This is a genomic window from Pseudofrankia inefficax (assembly GCF_000166135.1).
Lineage (GTDB): Bacteria > Actinomycetota > Actinomycetes > Frankiales > Frankiaceae > Pseudofrankia > Pseudofrankia inefficax.
Genome location: NC_014666.1, coordinates 8,047,981 through 8,063,683 on the forward strand (window position 1 = coordinate 8,047,981; position 15,703 = coordinate 8,063,683).

Here is a 15,703-nt window from a genome sequence, read left to right on the forward strand (position 1 = left end):
GTGGTGGCTGGCGCCGACTTCGGAGGAGGTGGCTGATGGGCGCGAACGGAGAGCTGGCTGCGCTGGAGGCGCGGTTACGCCGGGTGGAGGACGAGGGCGCGATCGGGCGACTGATCCTGACCTACGGTCCCGCGGCGGACGCGGGGCTCGCCGACCTGGCGGCGTCGGTGTGGCGGGAGGACGGCGTTTACGACTGGGACGCGGATGGCCCGCCACACGACGGCCGGTCCGCGATCGCGACCATGCTGCGGACGGAAGGTCACCAGGGTCTGATCCAGGCGGGAGCGGCCCATGTGGCGGGCCCACCGCTGATCGACGTCGACGGTGACACCGCAACCGCGATCACCTACTCGTTGATCATGCGTCGTGAGGGTGCGAACGGCCGGTACTACCTGTGGCGCGTGAGTGCCGCGCGCTGGGACCTCGCCCGTGACGACGGCCGGTGGGCGGTGCGCCGTCGGACGAACCGGCTGCTCGATGACACCGGCGCCGGCCGCGACCTGCTCGGCGACACGATGCGGCACCTGTCCGAGACGGCGGCCCGGTGACGCAGGGACGCCTCGCCGGGAAGGTCGCCATCATCACCGGCGCGAGCACCGGCCTCGGCCCGGTCATGGCGAAGCTCTTCGTCGACCAGGGAGCGAAGGTCCTGCTCTGCGCCCGGCGCGAGAACCTGGTGCGCGAGGCCGCGGCGGCCTGCGGCCCGAACGCGGTCGCGATCCGGGCGGACGTGACTGACGAGGACGACGTCGCCGCGCTGGTCACCCACGCCGTGGGCGAGTTCGGGCAGGTCGACATCATGTGCAACAACGCGGCCGCCCCGGGCAGCGACACCTGGGTCTGGGAACAGACGCTGGAGAACTGGAACGCGACGATCGGCGTCGACGTCACGGCGGCGATGCTGTGTACGCGCGAGGTCCTCAGGCAGTCGATGCTGGAACGCCGAACCGGTGTCATCCTGAACTTCTCCTCGACCGCGGCGTTGCGCGGGATGCCCCGCAAGACCCACTACGTGACCGCGAAGGCGGCGCTACGCGCCTTCACCCAGTCGGTCGCCAACGAGGTCGGCCCCTACGGCATCCGCTGCAACTGTCTCGTGCCCGGCAGCATCGCCACCGACCTGTGGCAGGGCTGGGTTCAGCGCACGGCCACCGAACAGGGCATCGGCTACGACGCGCGCCGCACCGCACTGCTGTCCGCGACCGCGTTGCGCGACATCTCGACGACCGACGACGTCGCCAACGCCGCGCTGTTCCTCGCCAGCGACGAGAGCAGGACCATCACCGGCCAGTCGATCATCATCGACGCGGGTGGCGTGATGCTCGGATGAGCGGAAAGCCAGCGCTGAGACTCTCCGTTCCGACTCCCGTCGTCACGATGCTTCCCGGTGCGCACGCGCGCTGGGAGGAGAGCGCCGGCATCGAGGAGGTGGCGCGGATAGCCCAGGCCGCCGACTGGCTGGGCTATCACCACCTGACCTGCAGCGAGCATGTCGGCGTTCCGGCCGCTGAGGCGGTTCGCCGCGGCGCGCGTTACTTCGACCCACTGGCGACCTTCGGCTATCTGGCCGCGCGTACCGAGCGGATCCGGCTGGCGACGAACGTGCTGGTCCTCGGCTACCACCACCCCCTGGAGATCGCCAAGAGGTACGGCACTCTCGACGTCGTCAGTGGCGGCCGGGTCATCCTCGGCGTCGGGGTCGGCACGCTCAGGGACGAGTTCGACCTGCTCGACGCGCCGTTCGAGGACCGTGGGGCCCGCGCGGACGACGCGCTGCGGGCGCTACGGGCATCCCTTTCACAGGCAGAGCCGGCCTACCGGGGCGAGTACTACAGCTTCGGCGGACTCGTCGTCGATCCCTGCGCCGTGCAGGACCGGCTGCCGTTGTGGGTCGGCGGGCGAACCCTACGGTCCCTTCGCCGCGCGATCGCCCTGGCCGACGGATGGAGCCCTTTCGGCGTCACACCGGCCCAGGCGCGCGGATGGATTCAGCGGGAAGAGCTTCCCGCGGGCTTCGAGATCGTGCTCGGACCGGGACGCCCTCTCGACCCGATCGCGGACCCGGACGCGGCCGCCGAAGAGCTCGCCGAACTCGCCGCCGCCGGCGCCACCATCGCCTCGGCCAGGCTCGTCCACCACTCCCTCCAGCACTACCTCGACCAACTCGAAGCGCTCGCCGCGCTTCACGCCGATATCTCGTCACCGAAGACATGAACGAGAGGCAGATCCAGTGGCGCTGATGAACGACAGTGATGTCTACTACGACCCGTTCGACTTCGCGATCGACGACGACCCCTATCCGGTCTGGCAGCGGATGCGGGATGAGAAGCCGCTCTACTACAACGAGCGGTACGACTTCTTCGCTCTGAGCCGGTACGAGGACGTCTCTCCCGCCCTGACCGACTGGCAGACCTACCGCTCGGGAAAGGGCTCTGTCCTCGAGATCATAAGGGCCAACGTCGAGATCCCGCCCGGCGTCATCCTCTTTGAGGACCCACCCCGGCATGACATCCACCGATCGCTGCTCGCCCGGGTGTTCACACCAAAGAAGATGACGGCGCTGGAGCCCAAGGTTCGCGAGTTCACGACCAGGTGCCTGGACCCGCTCGTCGAGGGTGGCGAGTTCGACTTCGTCCGCCATCTTGGCGCGCAGATGCCCATGCGCACGATCGGCTTCCTCCTCGGGATCCCTGAAAGCGACCAGGAAGCGATCAGAGACCAGATCGACAGAAGCATGAACCTCGAACACTCGACAGCTCAGGACGTCTACGACGACGAGTTTCTGAGTGGCTCGATGTTCGCCGACTACATCGACTGGCGGGCCAGACACCCGTCCGACGATCTCATGACCGAGCTGCTCACCGCCGAGTTCGAAGACGAGACCGGAACGGTCCGCCGACTCACCCGCGCGGAGATCCTCACCTACGTCACGCTGCTCACGGGCGCCGGGAACGAGACGACGACCCGCCTCATCGGATGGACAGGCAAGCTGCTCGCCGCGCACCCGGACCAGCGCCGTCAGCTGGCGGCCGACCACTCACTGATCCCGAACGCCATCGAGGAGATCCTGCGGTACGAGGCGCCCTCCCCGATCCAGGCACGCTACGTGGCACAGGATGTCGAGCTCCACGGACAGACAGTCCCCGAGGGCAGCGTCATGGCTCTGCTCAACGCGTCGGCCAACCGCGACGATCGGCATTTCGACAGCGGGGACACCTTCGACATCCGTAGGAAGATCGACCGACACCTGACCTTCGGCTACGGAATTCACTTCTGCCTCGGCGCCGCACTGGCCCGGCTGGAGGGACGCGTCGCCCTCGACGAGGTCCTGAACCGGTGGGCCGACTGGGAGATCGACTGGCCGAACGCCAAGATGGCCCACACCTCGACGACCCGCGGCTGGGAACGCCTGCCCGCTCTCGTACGCTGACAGCCACCTTCGGGTTTCCTCCGTGAACAGGCGGGCGCGCTAGGCGCCACCTGCACCGCAACCGCGGTCCGGCCGGCCAGGTTGGTAGACGACAAGTCCACCACCCGCCTGTCGTTTTGCCGCATACATGGCAAGGTCAGCGTCATGTAACAGGGCGTCGGGATCAGCGGGACGATCGCCGTCGGCGATCACGACTCCGAGACTGACCCCCACCGGCTTGAGCCGATCAGCCAGCAGTGTGGGTGCGCGGATCGCGTCGGCCAGGCGTTCGCAGAATCGCCGTGGATCCTCATTCCTGTCGTCGAGAAGGATCGCGAACTCATCGCCACCGAGCCGCGCGACCGTGTCGACGGGGCGGACGCCCGCGCGGAGTCGATCCGCCGTGGTCCGCAACAGGGCGTCTCCGACAGCGTGGCCGAAGGTGTCATTGACTTGCTTGAAGTTGTCGAGGTCGCAGTACACCAGTGCGAACGGCTGGCTGCCACGACGTGCCAGCGCCGCACGGACGCGCTCAGTGAACAGCGCGCGATTCGCGAGGCCGGTCAGCGGGTCATGGAAAGCCTGGTAGCGCAACTGGCGCCGACTGATCTGGACTGCCTTCAGGAGCCGGGTGTTCTCAGACTGGATCATCATCTGTCGCACGATCACCAGCAGGAGAAGGCCGATCAGACCGGCGCGCTCGGCGTTGTCGATCGGGGTCTTCGCAATCAACTGGCCGACGACCAGCAGACCGGCCGTGCCGAGCGCCACGTAGGGCAACGACATGCGGAGGCGCAGCGTGCGCGGGCTTCCGCTCCGGCGTTCCGGCGGTGCCGACCCGGGGACTGGTACAAGGCTGGCGAGCAGCAGCATCAGCCACCCTGCCGTCGCGATGACATCGACGATCGGCGTGCTCCTGTGTCCGCCCGAGGCGGTGATGGTGAGGTAGCTCGCCGTCGAGACAGCCATCGCGCCCATACCAGCGGCCAGCAGAGCGAGTGCCTGACCAGAACGCGGCTGACGGAACGTCGCCAGAAGGAGGCAGGCGGCCAGCAGGATCAAGTCTCCGACGAGGGCGCCCGTGTTGGCGATGATCCCCGCGGTATTGACGTGGCGCGTTCCCAGTGATGAGCCGAGAACCGTCGCCCAGGTGAGAAGGAACATCGAATCGACCAGGAGCAGGCTGTCCAACGCCGTTATCGCGTACCAGTGGTAGCCCTCCCACGGCACGGCGCGTTCGTCCGTCTCCGTCTCGAGCGGATCCGAGGGGAACAAAAGAATTCCGACCAGATTGACGACGACGACGGCTAAGAAGAGCGTACTGGGCCAGGGTACATAAGCCGGGAGAGTCGACTGGTGGTCAACGATCCAACGGACATGCCAGGCACTGACGAAGACGGTTGGAAGCGTTGCGATCCCAAGCGCCACCCGCCAGCGCCGATCGGCTCCACGCGCGCGCCAGCCGGTCCACAGCATGCATAACCCCGCGGCCGCGCAGGCGACCGCCGCCGCGGCGCCGGCCACGAGGACGCTCTGCGCATTGGGCGCAAACAACCCGAACACGGCGAGGACGAGCACGAAAGCCGCACAAGACAGTGCTGATGGTCGCACCTTCGACCGACCGCCGAGCACGGGGACGCACCTCCTCGAAGGCATCGAGCATCACCTCGCCAGCCACGTCCCCCGACGGTTCTAGAGCACTACTCCGTGAAAGCACTACCCAGACGGCGAACGTCGTCACCTCTCGGACGCGCTCGCGCCGGCCAGGGCGCCAGCCCGACCCACGACAAGGATCGGACGTTCTAGCGGAAATGTCCGATCCTCTGATACGCTCCGGCTGGTCGAAGGTCGGGGCCACCGCCCGCGACCATCCTTCGACGCCGGCGCCCTCATGATCTTGGGTCCGGCGGCCTGTGGCGGCCTGCTGCTCGGCGCGCGAGGCGAAGCAGTGGCCTGGAAGCCCTCGAAGCTGTCGGCCGCGGATTCTGTCCGCCGCGCCGCGAAGGGACGGAACGAATGGCGCTCAAGGACATCGGCGCGCTGCGGGGTGCCGACGAGACCCTGAACCATCAGTTGGCGGACACGTTCGCCACCGTGGCCGAGTCCGATCTGGCCTGGACCGAGAAGATCTGGGGCTCGCTGGCGAGCACCGACGGTTCGTTACAGGTGAGCTTCGGGCTGGGCAAATATCACAACCGGGGCATCGTGGACGGCTTCGCCGGCGTCTCCCGAGGACGGGAGCAGTGGACCGTCCGCGGGAGCCGGGAACTTCGGACCGACCCGGAGGAGACCGCCGTCGGCCCGATCCGCTACGAGATCGTCGCGCCGCTGAACCAGGTGCGGTTCCAGCTGGAGCCCAACGACGTACAGCCGATCTCCTTCGATCTCGTCCTGTCGGGAGTGACCCCTCCCTTCTTCGAGAACCGCAACCTCGTCCGCAACCGCCGCACCGGCCGCGTGGACGTCAACGTCGTCCGCTATCACCAGGGCGGGTGGGTCTCGGGCACCGTCACGGTCCGCGGTGAGACGCACGCGGTCCGGCCGGAGGCATGGTTCGGCTACCGGGACCACTCCTGGGGAGTCCGGCAGGCTGTCGGCGCGCCGCCCTCCGACCTGATCCGTGGCAGGCCCCGGGCGGACTCGGCACCCATCAAGGGCAGCATGAAATGGACGCCGGCTTTCCTGCGCCGCCCGGACGGCTCGTACTACGAGACCGCGGTTTCGATCGCGGAGGGCGCCTGGGGTTACACCTCCGCGTATCTGAACGAGTCCGACGGCACCCAGCTGAGGGTTCGCGAGGCCGAGCCGCGTATCGAGTACGACCCGCGGACACGGTTCGTGAAGGGCGGGGAGCTGCACCTCACGATGGAGTCTGGTGAGAAACGGGTCGTCGAGGTCGAGGCGCTGGGCGAGTCCGGCTTCTTCCTGAAGACCGGGGGATATGGCTCCTGGAACGGGCATATTCATGGGTCGTGGCTGGGCAGGCTGCATCTCGATGGCGAGTACTTCGAGGACTGCTGGAGCGAAGACAGCCGGCGGGTACTCGGGCAGTTGCGGGACACGCCCATCCGGGTGCGGGAGGGCGACGCGGTGGGCTACGGAGTCATGGAGAGCATCATCCAGGGCGAGTGGCCTGAGCTGGGCCTGACCGCGGAGTCCGATTTTCAGGTGTCATTCGGATGATGACCGCGGCGGCCGCCGAAACCCGCCTGACCGGGCGCGAAGGGAGCAGGCAATGCGAACCGAGAACGCCCTCGAGCGGCTGACCTCCTGGCTCCAGGATCGAATGCCGGCCAGGACCGACCTCCAGGTCGAGAACTCCAGCCGCGTCACCTTCGGCCACTCGGCGGAGATGCTGGCGCTGACGCTCGCCTGGCCCACCGCCACCGGACGGCGGCGCCAGGACGTCGTCGTGCGCCTGCGCCCGCCCTTCCCCGGCCTGCTGGAGCCGTACGACATGGCCCGGCAGTTCACCATCCTGCGGGCACTGGAGAAGACCGACGTCCGCAGCCCGGCCGTCCTGTGGCTCGACGAGTCGGGCGAGGTGCTGGGACGGCCGTTCTATGTGATGGAGCGAATCGCCGGGGACGTCTACGAGCAGCAGATGCCCGCCGAACTGGACGCTCGGCCGGCGACGGTCCACCGGATGACGCGGGCGCTGGTCGAACAGCTCGCGGCTATCCACCTGGTGGATCTGTCCGGCACAGGCCTCGTGGCGCTCGGCGACGGCCGTTCGTATCTCGACCACCAGCTCGACCGCTGGACGGCCGAGATGCGCCGGGTCCAGCGCGGCGAGCTCCCGGGCCTCGAGCGGCTCCTCGCCGAGTTGCGGGACCGCAGGCCGACGGCGTCAGAGCGGGTCACCCTCGTGCACGGCGACCCAAAGCCGGGGAACTTCGCGTTCGTCGACGGCGAGGTCACAGGTGTGTTCGACTGGGAGATGGCAGGAATCGGCGATCCCCTCGCCGACGTCGGCTATCTCGACCTTCTCTGGAAGACACCCGTCTTCTTCACGAGCCGGCCGGCGGCACTGACCTCCGACGAGGCGGTCGCGTACTACGAGGAGCTGACCGGAATTCCGGTCCGGCATCGCGAGTGGTACCGCGCGCTGCAGGCGTTCAAGACCTCCGTGATCCTCCTCGTCGGCGCCATGCTGTTCGACGCGGGCCACACCGACGACCCGCGGTTCGGGATGATGGGTAGAGCTATCACGCCCTACGTCCGGCGGTCGCTAAGCGATTTCGGCATCAACGAGCCGCCGCCGTCTGGACCCGTCGAGCCGCGACCGGAGCGGCTCCTGAAGCCGGACCCGGCCCGGTCCGGAGACCGCACTGGGCGGTAGGCACCGACGGAACAACCCTGCGGTGGCCGCGTCCGCTTACCAGACCAGCGTCAGTCCCTCCCGGCCGCCGATCGTCTCCAGCCGGTGGGTGAGCGCCGCCTTGATCTGTCGCAGGCTGTCGGCGTCCGTGGCGTCGACTGAGAGGACGAGCGCGTCGTCGTTGGCTTCGAGCCGGCAGGTCCCGCGGTCGAACTCGATCAGGGCGGCGTCTCCGCTGCGGGTCACGGTCCGGATCCGCGGGAGGCCAGCGCCGCCGTGCCCGGCCTCGTGGCGGTGGTGGATGGCGCTCAGGTGGCCGCACAACTGGGCGAGATAGCGGTCCGCCCGGTCCGTGGCCGCGCGCCCGTCGGCACTGGGCAGATCAGGCGACATCGCGCCGGGAGGTCGCCAGCGTGGCGGCGGCGAGCGCCACGACGGTGTAGGCCGCCAGGAGCGCGGCGGCCGTGCCGGGCGTGCGCAGTGCGCCCGCGCGGTCCTGCCCGGCGAGGGCCTGGGCGAGCGCGCCGGGAGCGAACCGGTGCACCGCTGGCAGGTCGGTCAGCAGGTTCTCCACGAACAGCAGCCAGGCGAACAGCGCGACGAGGGACGGTACCTGCGCGCGGATGACCGCGCCGACCGCCAGTCCCACGACGGCGAGCAGCCCTCCTCCGAGCGCCCCACCGCCGAGGAGTTGCGCGTAGTCCCCAGCGGTGAGCCGGACGCTCAGCCCGCGCAGGTCCAGGGCCAGGGCGCCGATGCCCGCGACGGTGCCGGTCGCGACCAGCCCGACGAGCAGACCGGCGGCGAACACCGACACCGCCTTCGCCCTGATCACCGTCGCGCGTCGCGGAGTCGCGAGGAAGGTCGGGCGGATGGTTCCGGTGCGGATCTCGGCCGTGATCGACAACGCGCCGAGCAGGGCGGCGAACAGTGCGCCGAGGTTGCCGGCGACGTCGATGAAGATGCCGCGTTGGTCGGATCGGTTGGCGAGCTGGCTCGTCGAGAGACCGTAGGCGTGCAGCGCGACGGCGAGCGCGGCGAGCCCGGCGAGGGCGGCGAGGATGGCCGCCGTCGTCGGCGTCGTGGTGAGCTTGGCGAGTTCGGAACGCAGCTGTCGTCTCATGCCGTCGCCGCCGAGGTGAGCGTGAGGTAGGCGTGTTCCAGGGAGCCGTCCCGGGTGAAGTCGGCGATCGGCTGGTCCGCGACGAGCTTGCCGCGGCTGATGATGAGCACACGGTCGACGGTCTGGGTGACCTCGGCCAGCACGTGACTGGAGACGAGCACGGTTCCTCCCTGGTCGGCGAAGGTGCGGAGCAGAGCACGCAGCCAGTGCACGCCGGCCGGGTCCAGCCCGTTGATGGGCTCGTCGAGGACGAGAAGCGCCGGGTCGCCGAGCAGGGCGGCGGCGAGCCCGAGCCGCTGGCGCATCCCCAGCGAATAGGTCCGCACCGGTCGGCGAGCGGCGTCGGTCAGTTCCACGGCCTCCAGCGCCCGCTCGACCCGGGCGTGGTCGATGCCGGCGGCGAAGGCGAGCACGCGCAGGTGGTCGCGGCCGTTCCGAGCCGGGTGGAAATCAGCGGACTCAAGTACGGCACCGACGGTGCCCACGGGGTCGGTGAGCTCGGCGAACGGGCGGCCCAGGACGTGGGCGGTACCGCTGGAGGGGGCGGCGAGTCCGAGCAGGAGGCGCAGGGTGGTCGACTTGCCGGCGCCGTTGGGCCCGAGGAACCCGGTGATCTGGCCTCGGTCGAGGGCGAACGTCAGGTCGTCGACGACGGGCCGGCCGCCGTACCTCTTGGTGAGGCGCTCGACGGCGACGACCGGCGCAGAGCCGTTCATGGACGCCGCCGCCGCATCACGAGGACCACGACGATGGCGACGACGACGAGGGCGCCGATGATCGCGATGTGCAGGACGGGGTGGTCCGCGAACCCGGAGGCGGTCGTGGAGGCCGTCGAAGCCGAAGTCATCACCCCGCGAACGCTAGGCACGCGGGTAGCGGCGGAAAACGCCCCGACGGCTGATCTTCAACGTCCCCGCCGCGTCCACGGGCATCCCCCCACAGGGGGATTCGGGAACCGACGAAGCGAACTACGCTCGCCAGGTGGCGACCGAGGCCGACGTGTGGCATTTCTTCACCTACCCGGCCGCCGCGTCAGACCGGCGTCGCCCGCGGGTCGTCGACACGGTGATCGCGGCCGCGACGTTCGCCGGCTGGTTCGTTCTGCTGTCCCACGGTGATCGTTTCGAGACGGCGGATCTGGTCCTGCTGGTGGCCTCGACGCTTCCGTTGGCCGGGTGGCGGATCTCGCCGACGAGCGCGTTCGCGGCCAGCACCATCGTGGCGCTCGGCCTGGCCGCCCGCGGCCAGGTGCTGTGGCCGCCACTCGGGCCCGCCGTGGCGCTCTATCTCCTGGCGGCAAGCAGGGACGCGGCCACGCCGTGGTCGCGGCGCGGTGCGGCCACCGTGCTGGGCCTGCTCGCCGGCTACCTCACGATCCTGGTCACCGCGGTCGGCTGGGTGGCGAGCGACCTCGCCCATCTGGTCCTCGGCGCCACGGCCGCCTGGTTCGCCGGCGAACGCAGCCGGCTACGCCGCCAGCAGATCACCGACCTGCACGACCGAGCGCACCGCGCCGCCGAGTCGGCGGCGGCGCAGCTGCGGCTCGCCGTCGCCGAGGAACGTGCCCGGATCGCCCGCGACCTGCACGACTCGGCCGGACATGCACTGAACGTCATCGCGGTCCGCGCCGGCGCGGCACGGCTGCGCGGCGACCCGCACCGCGCGCTGACCGCGCTGACCGACATCGAGACCGTCGCCCGCGACACGGTCGCCGACATCGACCAGATCATCGGCTCCCTGCGCGCGAGCGAGACACGGCCCGCCGCCGACGAACCACCGATCGGCCTGGCCTCCGCGGACGCACTCATCGCCCAGCACCAGGCGGCCGGCCTGCGGGTAGCCATCTTCCTGCAGGGCGACCCGGGCACCCTCGGCAGAGCGGTCGACCAGGCGGCGTACCGCATCCTGCAGGAAGCGCTGACCAACGCCGCGCGCCACGGCACCGGATCCGCATCGGTCACGATCCGCGCCGACGCCGCGGGCTGCGCGTTGACCGTGACCAACCCAGCGGGCGACCCCCGGCGCGGCACCCTCGGCGGACACGGCATCCCCGGCATGCGCGAACGCGCCCACCTGCTCGGCGGCACACTGACGGCCGCCCCCAGCGGCGACGAGTTCCAGGTCGTCCTGCGGCTGCCCCAGTCCAGGCGAGCACCGTGACCAGGATCGTCATCGCGGACGACGACCATCTCATGCGGGCGGGACTCGTCGAGCTCGTCACCGTCGACCCGTCCATCCAGGTGGTTGGCGAGGCCGCCACGGGCCGCGAGGCCGTGACGCAGACCCAACGGCTACGGCCAGACGTCGTGCTCATGGACGTCCGCATGCCCGATCTCGACGGCATCGCGGCCACCCGCGAGCTGGCCACCCGCGTGCCCGAGACCCGGGTCCTGATCCTGACCACCTTCGAACAGGACGACTACGTGTTCGGCGCGCTGCGGGCCGGCGCCTCGGGCTTCCTGCTGAAACGGACGCGCCCCGAGGACCTCATCGCCGCCGTACACACCGTCGCCGCCGGCGACGCCCTGCTGTCCCCGTCCGTGACGCGCCGCGTCATCGACCGCCTCACCCGCCAACCCGTGCCAGACCTGGCGGGCACACGGGCGCTGGCCGACCTCACCCCCCGCGAGCGCGAGGTCCTCGAACTGATGGCCCAAGGCCTGTCCAACCGCGAAATCGCGCGGCACCTGGTCGTCGAGGAGTCCACCGTCCGCACCCACGCCAAACGGGTCCTGGCCAAGCTCGGCCTCCGCGACCGCATCCAGGCAGTGATCTTCGCCTACGAGAACGGCATCAACCAGCCCGGCCGCAGATGACCAAGGCGAGCATCTACTACGCACGGACGTAAGACAGCGCGTCAAGGTCCGGCGCCGCAGTAGGGGCCGCGCCGGCCACCTCGCTGGCCGGCCGACGCCCGCAACCAAGCCCGTCGGCCGCCAGGAGCCACGTGACGCCAGGTTCGCCACGCTGTCATCTCGGAGGCCGGTACACCGTCCACCAACGGCGGTAACCCGCGCCAGATCCGGATTCCAGCCAGGACCGCCGTCGAAGACCACCTCTATCTACTACGCACCATAGTGGTCTAAGGTGGCCTCGCAGGCGACGCTGGGCCGCGTCACTCCCGCCCCAGGGCCGCGGTCTCCAGCCATCGCGGCACGGCGCGAGCGCAGGCCCACCCTGGGCCGGCCCTGCGGCGCTCGGCCGTTTCCACTCCCGGAAGAGCCGAAGCCGGGCCGGGCGGGACCAGCTCGCGCGCCTTGACGACCAGCTCACGGAAGGACGTTGCGTTGCCCGCTCCCCACACGGACCGCCTGCCGGTCGACGGACCGCGGCCACGGCGGGACCAGCCGCCCCGACGCCCTTCTGACGAGCCCACGCGCCCGACGACGAGCTGGCGGCCACGGTTCACGGGACGACGGCAGGTGGCCACGGTTGTCGCCCTGGCCACGAGCAGCCTCGCGGTGTCGACCGCGGGCTTCGCCGCGACGACCTCGACCGCCGGGACCGGGAGCGACGGCGCCTTGGCCGACGCCGGTTCGGTTGCCCAGGCGTCGATCTTCGGGGGTGGCGGGGCCGCGGTCTCGCCGCACCCGGCCGCCTCACTGGCCGAGGCGCTCGCCAACCCGACGCCCGACTTCACCAGCACGACGATCGAGGCCGCGAAGTCCACGATCAGCCCGAACGCGGAGGCACGCTTCACGATCACCGTGCGCGACGCCCTGTCGGGAACGCCGGTCGTGGACGAGGACGTGCACGTCGTCGTCGTGACCGGAACGCGCTGGTCGACGAGCGCGACACTGCGGACGGACGAGCACGGGGCCGCGCAGATCGGCGCGCGGCTACTCTCGACGACCACGGTGACCGCTGTCTTCGACGGCTCGGTGGCGCTACGCCCGTCGGTCGCCAGCGCCACGACCGTCACCGTGGCCAGTTCCCCGGGCGCGGGCAGCACAAGTGGCAGCGTGTCGGTGATCCCGGGCAGCACTATCGGGGCCAGAGCGGTCTATCTGGCGTCCCTGCAAAAGGGCAAGCCGTACGTCTGGGGTGCCACCGGCCCGTATGCGTTCGACTGTTCCGGCTTCTCGCAGTACATCTACAAACAGCTTGGCCGCTATTTGCCCCGCACCGCCCAGGAGCAGTTCTACGCGACACTGCGCGTGCCCCAGTCCGCCAAACAGCCAGGCGATCTGATCTTCTTCGGGACGCCGAACAACATCTACCACATGGGTATCTACGCCGGTAACGGCTACATGTGGGCGGCGCCCCAGACCGGCGACGTGGTCAAGCTGGAGCCGATCTACACCAGCAGGTACTACGTGGGCCGAGTCCTGTAGATCCGTGTGACGGACATCCCGGAATACACGGTGTATCGGTGTTCGAGCCGGGCTTGGACGGTCCGCGCTCGCGGGCGATGACGCGTTCCCGTCCAATGAACGGACACCCAGACGACTACCTCTTGCGAGGGATTCATGAAACGACTGTTTCTGCTGCTCGCCGGCGTGCTGGCCGCTCTCGTGGTCGCCGCCTGCGGCGCCACGTCGACCGGCAACACCGCGAACGCCTCCACCACCACGGGCGGCACGGCCGCCGGTGCCGGCCACGACACCGCGGATGTGAGCTTCGCGCAGGGCATGATCGCCCACCACCGGCAGGCCATCGAGATGGCCGACCTGGCTGGGACCCGGGCGTCCTCGCCGGATGTGAAGACGCTGGCGCGGAAGATCCGCGAAGCCCAGGCCCCGGAGATCACCACGATGACCGGCTGGCTGACCAGCTGGGGCGAACCGACAGCCGGGCCCAGCCCCCACGGGGGGATGGGCAACGGCGCCATGCCGCCCACGCCCACGACGCCCATGCACTCGGTGCCGATGGCCACGTCGACTGCGTCGATGGGCGGCATGATGAGCGACGCGGACATGGCCCTGCTGGGCAACGCCTCGGGCCGTGACTTCGACCGGATGTTCCTCACCATGATGATCCAGCACCACCGGGGCGCGATCGCCATGGCGACCACCGAGCAACGCGACGGCCGCTACAGCCCGGCCACCCAGCTGGCCAGCTCGATCATCACCAGCCAGACCGCCGAGATCACCACCATGCAGACACTTCTCCAGAAGGTCTGACCCTCCCGCCCAGGCGGCTGGCCCCTAGCGAGCCCCGGCCGGCCGCTTGGGCGATGCGGGCCGACCACCCAATGGCCGGCCACTCGAGAGCTCACCTGCCACTCGAAGGCTCAGCAGTGCGCGGAAGAACGGCGACACTCCAGGGAGACCGCGAGAACCGCGCACGGCGACACATGGCCGCTCGAACGAGGACGCGCCAACCGTGGCAGCATCGCAACGTCTAGGACCCGCTGGACCATGTGCACGCGGACGGCGGTAGGGAGGTGGGATGGAGCTGCTCGGCGACCTTGAGGCCGAGGTGATGGACCGGATGTGGGCACGGATCGAGCCGGCCACGGTCCGCGACATCCTCGAGGAACTGCGGCCTGTCCGCCCACTCGCGTACACCACCGTCATGACCGTGATGGACCGGCTTTTCCAGAAGGGCTGGCTGACCCGCGAACGCGCCGGCCGGGGATACGCCTACACCACCACCCTCTCGCGTAGCGAGTACACCGCCCGGCAGCTGAGCGAGGTGCTGTCCACCACCGACAACCGCGGTATGGCGCTCCTGCACTTCGTCCGGGCGATGGACACCGCCGAGGCCGAAGCGCTCAGCGACGCACTGCGCTGGCGGGCACAGGAGAAGGGCCCCAGCTGACGTGGTGACCCCTCTGCTCCTCGGCTACCTGTTCACCATGCTGTTCCTCACGCCGCGGCTGCTGCGGGGCGCCTCCTGGACGCGCCGGGCACCCCGGCTCGGCATCACCCTGTGGCTCGCAGCCTGTCTGTCCACCATCGCCGCCTTCTGCCTCGTCGGCGTCGTGCTGGTCCTACCGGTGACGACCGTCGGCCACGCGATCATTTCGCTGGTCCTGACGTGCGCGATCTCCCTGCATCATGTGTCCCGAACCGCGGCCTCGCTGGCGATGGACGCGGCCGGAGCCAGCGCGCTGGCGGCCGTCGCCGCCCGCCTGCTGTACGCGACAGCCACCGTCGCGCTGCCCAGACGGCGGCTGCGCCGACAGCACGCAGCCACGCTGCGCCTGCTCGGCCGGCACCATCCCAGCCACGACGGTGTCCTCGTCGTCGCGCATCCCGTCCCAGCGGTCTACTGCCTACCCGCCCGAGGCCGGCTCGTCGTCGTCTCCGAAGGCGCCCTGTCGCTGCTCGACCCACCGCTTCTCGACGCGGTCATCGCCCACGAGCACGCCCACCTACGCGGACGCCACTACCTGATCACCACCGTCAGCGCGGTTCTCGCCCGAGCCTTCCCGGGACTGCCGCTGTTCGCCGCAGCAGACATCGAGATCCACTGTCTGGTCGAGATGGCCGCCGACGACAGCGCCGCCCGACGCTCCACGCCGGGCACGGTCGCCCGCGCTCTGCTCGACCTGGTGGCCGGACAGCCACCCGCATCGGTGCTCGCGATGGCCGGCGGCAGCACAGCCGAACGGGTACGCCGCCTGCTCAGCCCGCACCCGCCACTCAGCCTCGCCGGCCGCTACCTCGCCGCCAGCAGCGCCCTCACCCTGTTGGTCCTACCCATCGCCCTACCAGCCGTCCCCGCATACGTCGACCACACGACTCACTGCCCACCAGCCGCCACCGCAACGAGCATGACGGCGCCCGATCACCGCGTCGACGGGCCGGACCACGGCTCCTGGTCGCGTCTTTTCACCCTCATATAGGCGGGTACCTGTCGCCACCGGCCGTTTCCAAAGACCATGGGCCGCTGTATCGGTTGA

The 15,703-nt window shown here is 69.8% G+C and carries 17 protein-coding genes; 12 read left to right on the forward strand and 5 right to left on the reverse strand.

The annotated features are described in order from the left end of the window. Nucleotides 1–35 precede the first annotated feature (35 nt). Genes FRAEUI1C_RS32700 through FRAEUI1C_RS32715 form a run of 4 tightly spaced genes read left to right on the forward strand, consistent with a single transcriptional unit; the run spans nucleotide 36 to nucleotide 3,430 of the window. A complete protein-coding gene (locus tag FRAEUI1C_RS32700) occupies nucleotides 36–548 on the forward strand; it encodes a nuclear transport factor 2 family protein (protein WP_013427665.1) in 513 nt (170 codons plus the stop codon). Then, nucleotides 545–1,330, forward strand: coding sequence for an SDR family NAD(P)-dependent oxidoreductase (locus tag FRAEUI1C_RS32705; RefSeq protein WP_013427666.1), 786 nt, complete (start codon nucleotides 545–547; stop codon nucleotides 1,328–1,330). The genes FRAEUI1C_RS32700 and FRAEUI1C_RS32705 overlap by 4 nt, the downstream gene beginning before the upstream one ends. Then, nucleotides 1,327–2,214: a TIGR03619 family F420-dependent LLM class oxidoreductase gene (locus FRAEUI1C_RS32710; protein WP_013427667.1), complete on the forward strand. Its 888-nt coding sequence runs from the start codon at nucleotides 1,327–1,329 to the stop codon at nucleotides 2,212–2,214. The genes FRAEUI1C_RS32705 and FRAEUI1C_RS32710 overlap by 4 nt, the downstream gene beginning before the upstream one ends. Nucleotides 2,215–2,239: 25 nt before the next feature. Beyond that, nucleotides 2,240–3,430, forward strand: coding sequence for a cytochrome P450 (locus FRAEUI1C_RS32715; RefSeq protein WP_041262015.1), 1,191 nt, complete (start codon nucleotides 2,240–2,242; stop codon nucleotides 3,428–3,430). A gap of 39 nt (nucleotides 3,431–3,469) precedes the next feature. On the opposite strand, the gene FRAEUI1C_RS32720 is transcribed toward FRAEUI1C_RS32715, so the two are convergent. Further along, nucleotides 3,470–4,987, reverse strand: coding sequence for a GGDEF domain-containing protein (locus tag FRAEUI1C_RS32720; RefSeq protein WP_049807050.1), 1,518 nt, complete (start codon nucleotides 4,985–4,987; stop codon nucleotides 3,470–3,472). 438 nt (nucleotides 4,988–5,425) lie between these two features. On the opposite strand from FRAEUI1C_RS32720, the gene FRAEUI1C_RS32725 reads away from it, so the two are divergent. Together FRAEUI1C_RS32725 and FRAEUI1C_RS32730 are read left to right on the forward strand one after the other, a co-directional pair. Continuing rightward, the gene (locus FRAEUI1C_RS32725) at nucleotides 5,426–6,592 is read left to right on the forward strand and encodes an Rv3169 family protein (RefSeq protein ID WP_013427670.1); all 1,167 of its coding nucleotides are present in this window, start codon (nucleotides 5,426–5,428) and stop codon (nucleotides 6,590–6,592) included. 52 nt (nucleotides 6,593–6,644) lie between these two features. Next, nucleotides 6,645–7,751: a phosphotransferase family protein gene (locus FRAEUI1C_RS32730; protein WP_013427671.1), complete on the forward strand. Its 1,107-nt coding sequence runs from the start codon at nucleotides 6,645–6,647 to the stop codon at nucleotides 7,749–7,751. 36 nt (nucleotides 7,752–7,787) lie between these two features. Here the strand turns inward: FRAEUI1C_RS32730 and FRAEUI1C_RS32735 are convergent, their stop codons facing one another. From FRAEUI1C_RS32735 to FRAEUI1C_RS41750, 4 genes are read right to left on the reverse strand one after another with little or no spacing between them, the layout of a single operon-like run. After that, entirely contained in the window at nucleotides 7,788–8,123 is a 336-nt protein-coding gene (locus FRAEUI1C_RS32735; RefSeq protein ID WP_013427672.1) for a DUF2218 domain-containing protein, read from the reverse strand. Continuing rightward, on the reverse strand, nucleotides 8,113–8,853 hold the full coding sequence (locus FRAEUI1C_RS36890) for an ABC transporter permease subunit (RefSeq protein ID WP_013427673.1): 741 nt from the start codon (nucleotides 8,851–8,853) through the stop codon (nucleotides 8,113–8,115). Before FRAEUI1C_RS36890 ends, FRAEUI1C_RS32735 begins: the two co-directional genes overlap by 11 nt. Beyond that, on the reverse strand, nucleotides 8,850–9,569 hold the full coding sequence (locus FRAEUI1C_RS32745; RefSeq protein WP_013427674.1) for an ABC transporter ATP-binding protein: 720 nt from the start codon (nucleotides 9,567–9,569) through the stop codon (nucleotides 8,850–8,852). Before FRAEUI1C_RS32745 ends, FRAEUI1C_RS36890 begins: the two co-directional genes overlap by 4 nt. Next, on the reverse strand, nucleotides 9,566–9,700 hold the full coding sequence (locus tag FRAEUI1C_RS41750; protein WP_269724375.1) for a hypothetical protein: 135 nt from the start codon (nucleotides 9,698–9,700) through the stop codon (nucleotides 9,566–9,568). The genes FRAEUI1C_RS32745 and FRAEUI1C_RS41750 overlap by 4 nt, the downstream gene beginning before the upstream one ends. Nucleotides 9,701–9,834: 134 nt before the next feature. Between FRAEUI1C_RS41750 and FRAEUI1C_RS32750 the strand changes: the two genes are divergently transcribed. The 6 genes from FRAEUI1C_RS32750 (at nucleotide 9,835) to FRAEUI1C_RS32775 (ending at nucleotide 15,646) form a co-directional block, all read left to right on the forward strand. Continuing rightward, the gene (locus tag FRAEUI1C_RS32750) at nucleotides 9,835–11,013 is read left to right on the forward strand and encodes a sensor histidine kinase (RefSeq protein ID WP_083819674.1); all 1,179 of its coding nucleotides are present in this window, start codon (nucleotides 9,835–9,837) and stop codon (nucleotides 11,011–11,013) included. After that, nucleotides 11,010–11,669, forward strand: a complete 660-nt coding sequence (locus FRAEUI1C_RS32755) for a response regulator (protein ID WP_013427676.1) — start codon at nucleotides 11,010–11,012, stop codon at nucleotides 11,667–11,669. The genes FRAEUI1C_RS32750 and FRAEUI1C_RS32755 overlap by 4 nt, the downstream gene beginning before the upstream one ends. A gap of 606 nt (nucleotides 11,670–12,275) precedes the next feature. Next, complete coding sequence (locus FRAEUI1C_RS32760) at nucleotides 12,276–13,187, forward strand: C40 family peptidase (protein ID WP_013427677.1); 912 nt, start codon at nucleotides 12,276–12,278, stop codon at nucleotides 13,185–13,187. A gap of 135 nt (nucleotides 13,188–13,322) precedes the next feature. Then, entirely contained in the window at nucleotides 13,323–13,976 is a 654-nt protein-coding gene (locus tag FRAEUI1C_RS32765; RefSeq protein ID WP_013427678.1) for a DUF305 domain-containing protein, read from the forward strand. A gap of 268 nt (nucleotides 13,977–14,244) precedes the next feature. Next, complete coding sequence (locus FRAEUI1C_RS32770; RefSeq protein WP_013427679.1) at nucleotides 14,245–14,616, forward strand: BlaI/MecI/CopY family transcriptional regulator; 372 nt, start codon at nucleotides 14,245–14,247, stop codon at nucleotides 14,614–14,616. 4 nt (nucleotides 14,617–14,620) lie between these two features. Then, nucleotides 14,621–15,646, forward strand: a complete 1,026-nt coding sequence (locus tag FRAEUI1C_RS32775) for a M56 family metallopeptidase (protein WP_232425203.1) — start codon at nucleotides 14,621–14,623, stop codon at nucleotides 15,644–15,646. Nucleotides 15,647–15,703: the final 57 nt, after the last annotated feature.

Excerpts from the sequence above, each read along its gene's own strand:
- FRAEUI1C_RS32735 (WP_013427672.1), bottom strand. The coding sequence starts at position 8,123 with ATGTCGCCTGATCTGCCCAGTGCCGACGGGCGCGCGGCCACGGACCGG.
- FRAEUI1C_RS32700 (WP_013427665.1), top strand. The coding sequence starts at position 36 with ATGGGCGCGAACGGAGAGCTGGCTGCGCTGGAGGCGCGGTTACGCCGG.
- FRAEUI1C_RS32770 (WP_013427679.1), top strand. The coding sequence starts at position 14,245 with ATGGAGCTGCTCGGCGACCTTGAGGCCGAGGTGATGGACCGGATGTGG.
- FRAEUI1C_RS32725 (WP_013427670.1), top strand. The coding sequence starts at position 5,426 with ATGGCGCTCAAGGACATCGGCGCGCTGCGGGGTGCCGACGAGACCCTG.
- FRAEUI1C_RS32715 (WP_041262015.1), top strand. The coding sequence starts at position 2,240 with ATGAACGACAGTGATGTCTACTACGACCCGTTCGACTTCGCGATCGAC.
- FRAEUI1C_RS32730 (WP_013427671.1), top strand. The coding sequence starts at position 6,645 with ATGCGAACCGAGAACGCCCTCGAGCGGCTGACCTCCTGGCTCCAGGAT.
- FRAEUI1C_RS36890 (WP_013427673.1), bottom strand. The coding sequence starts at position 8,853 with ATGAGACGACAGCTGCGTTCCGAACTCGCCAAGCTCACCACGACGCCG.
- FRAEUI1C_RS41750 (WP_269724375.1), bottom strand. The coding sequence starts at position 9,700 with ATGACTTCGGCTTCGACGGCCTCCACGACCGCCTCCGGGTTCGCGGAC.
- FRAEUI1C_RS32765 (WP_013427678.1), top strand. The coding sequence starts at position 13,323 with ATGAAACGACTGTTTCTGCTGCTCGCCGGCGTGCTGGCCGCTCTCGTG.
- FRAEUI1C_RS32710 (WP_013427667.1), top strand. The coding sequence starts at position 1,327 with ATGAGCGGAAAGCCAGCGCTGAGACTCTCCGTTCCGACTCCCGTCGTC.
- FRAEUI1C_RS32745 (WP_013427674.1), bottom strand. The coding sequence starts at position 9,569 with ATGAACGGCTCTGCGCCGGTCGTCGCCGTCGAGCGCCTCACCAAGAGG.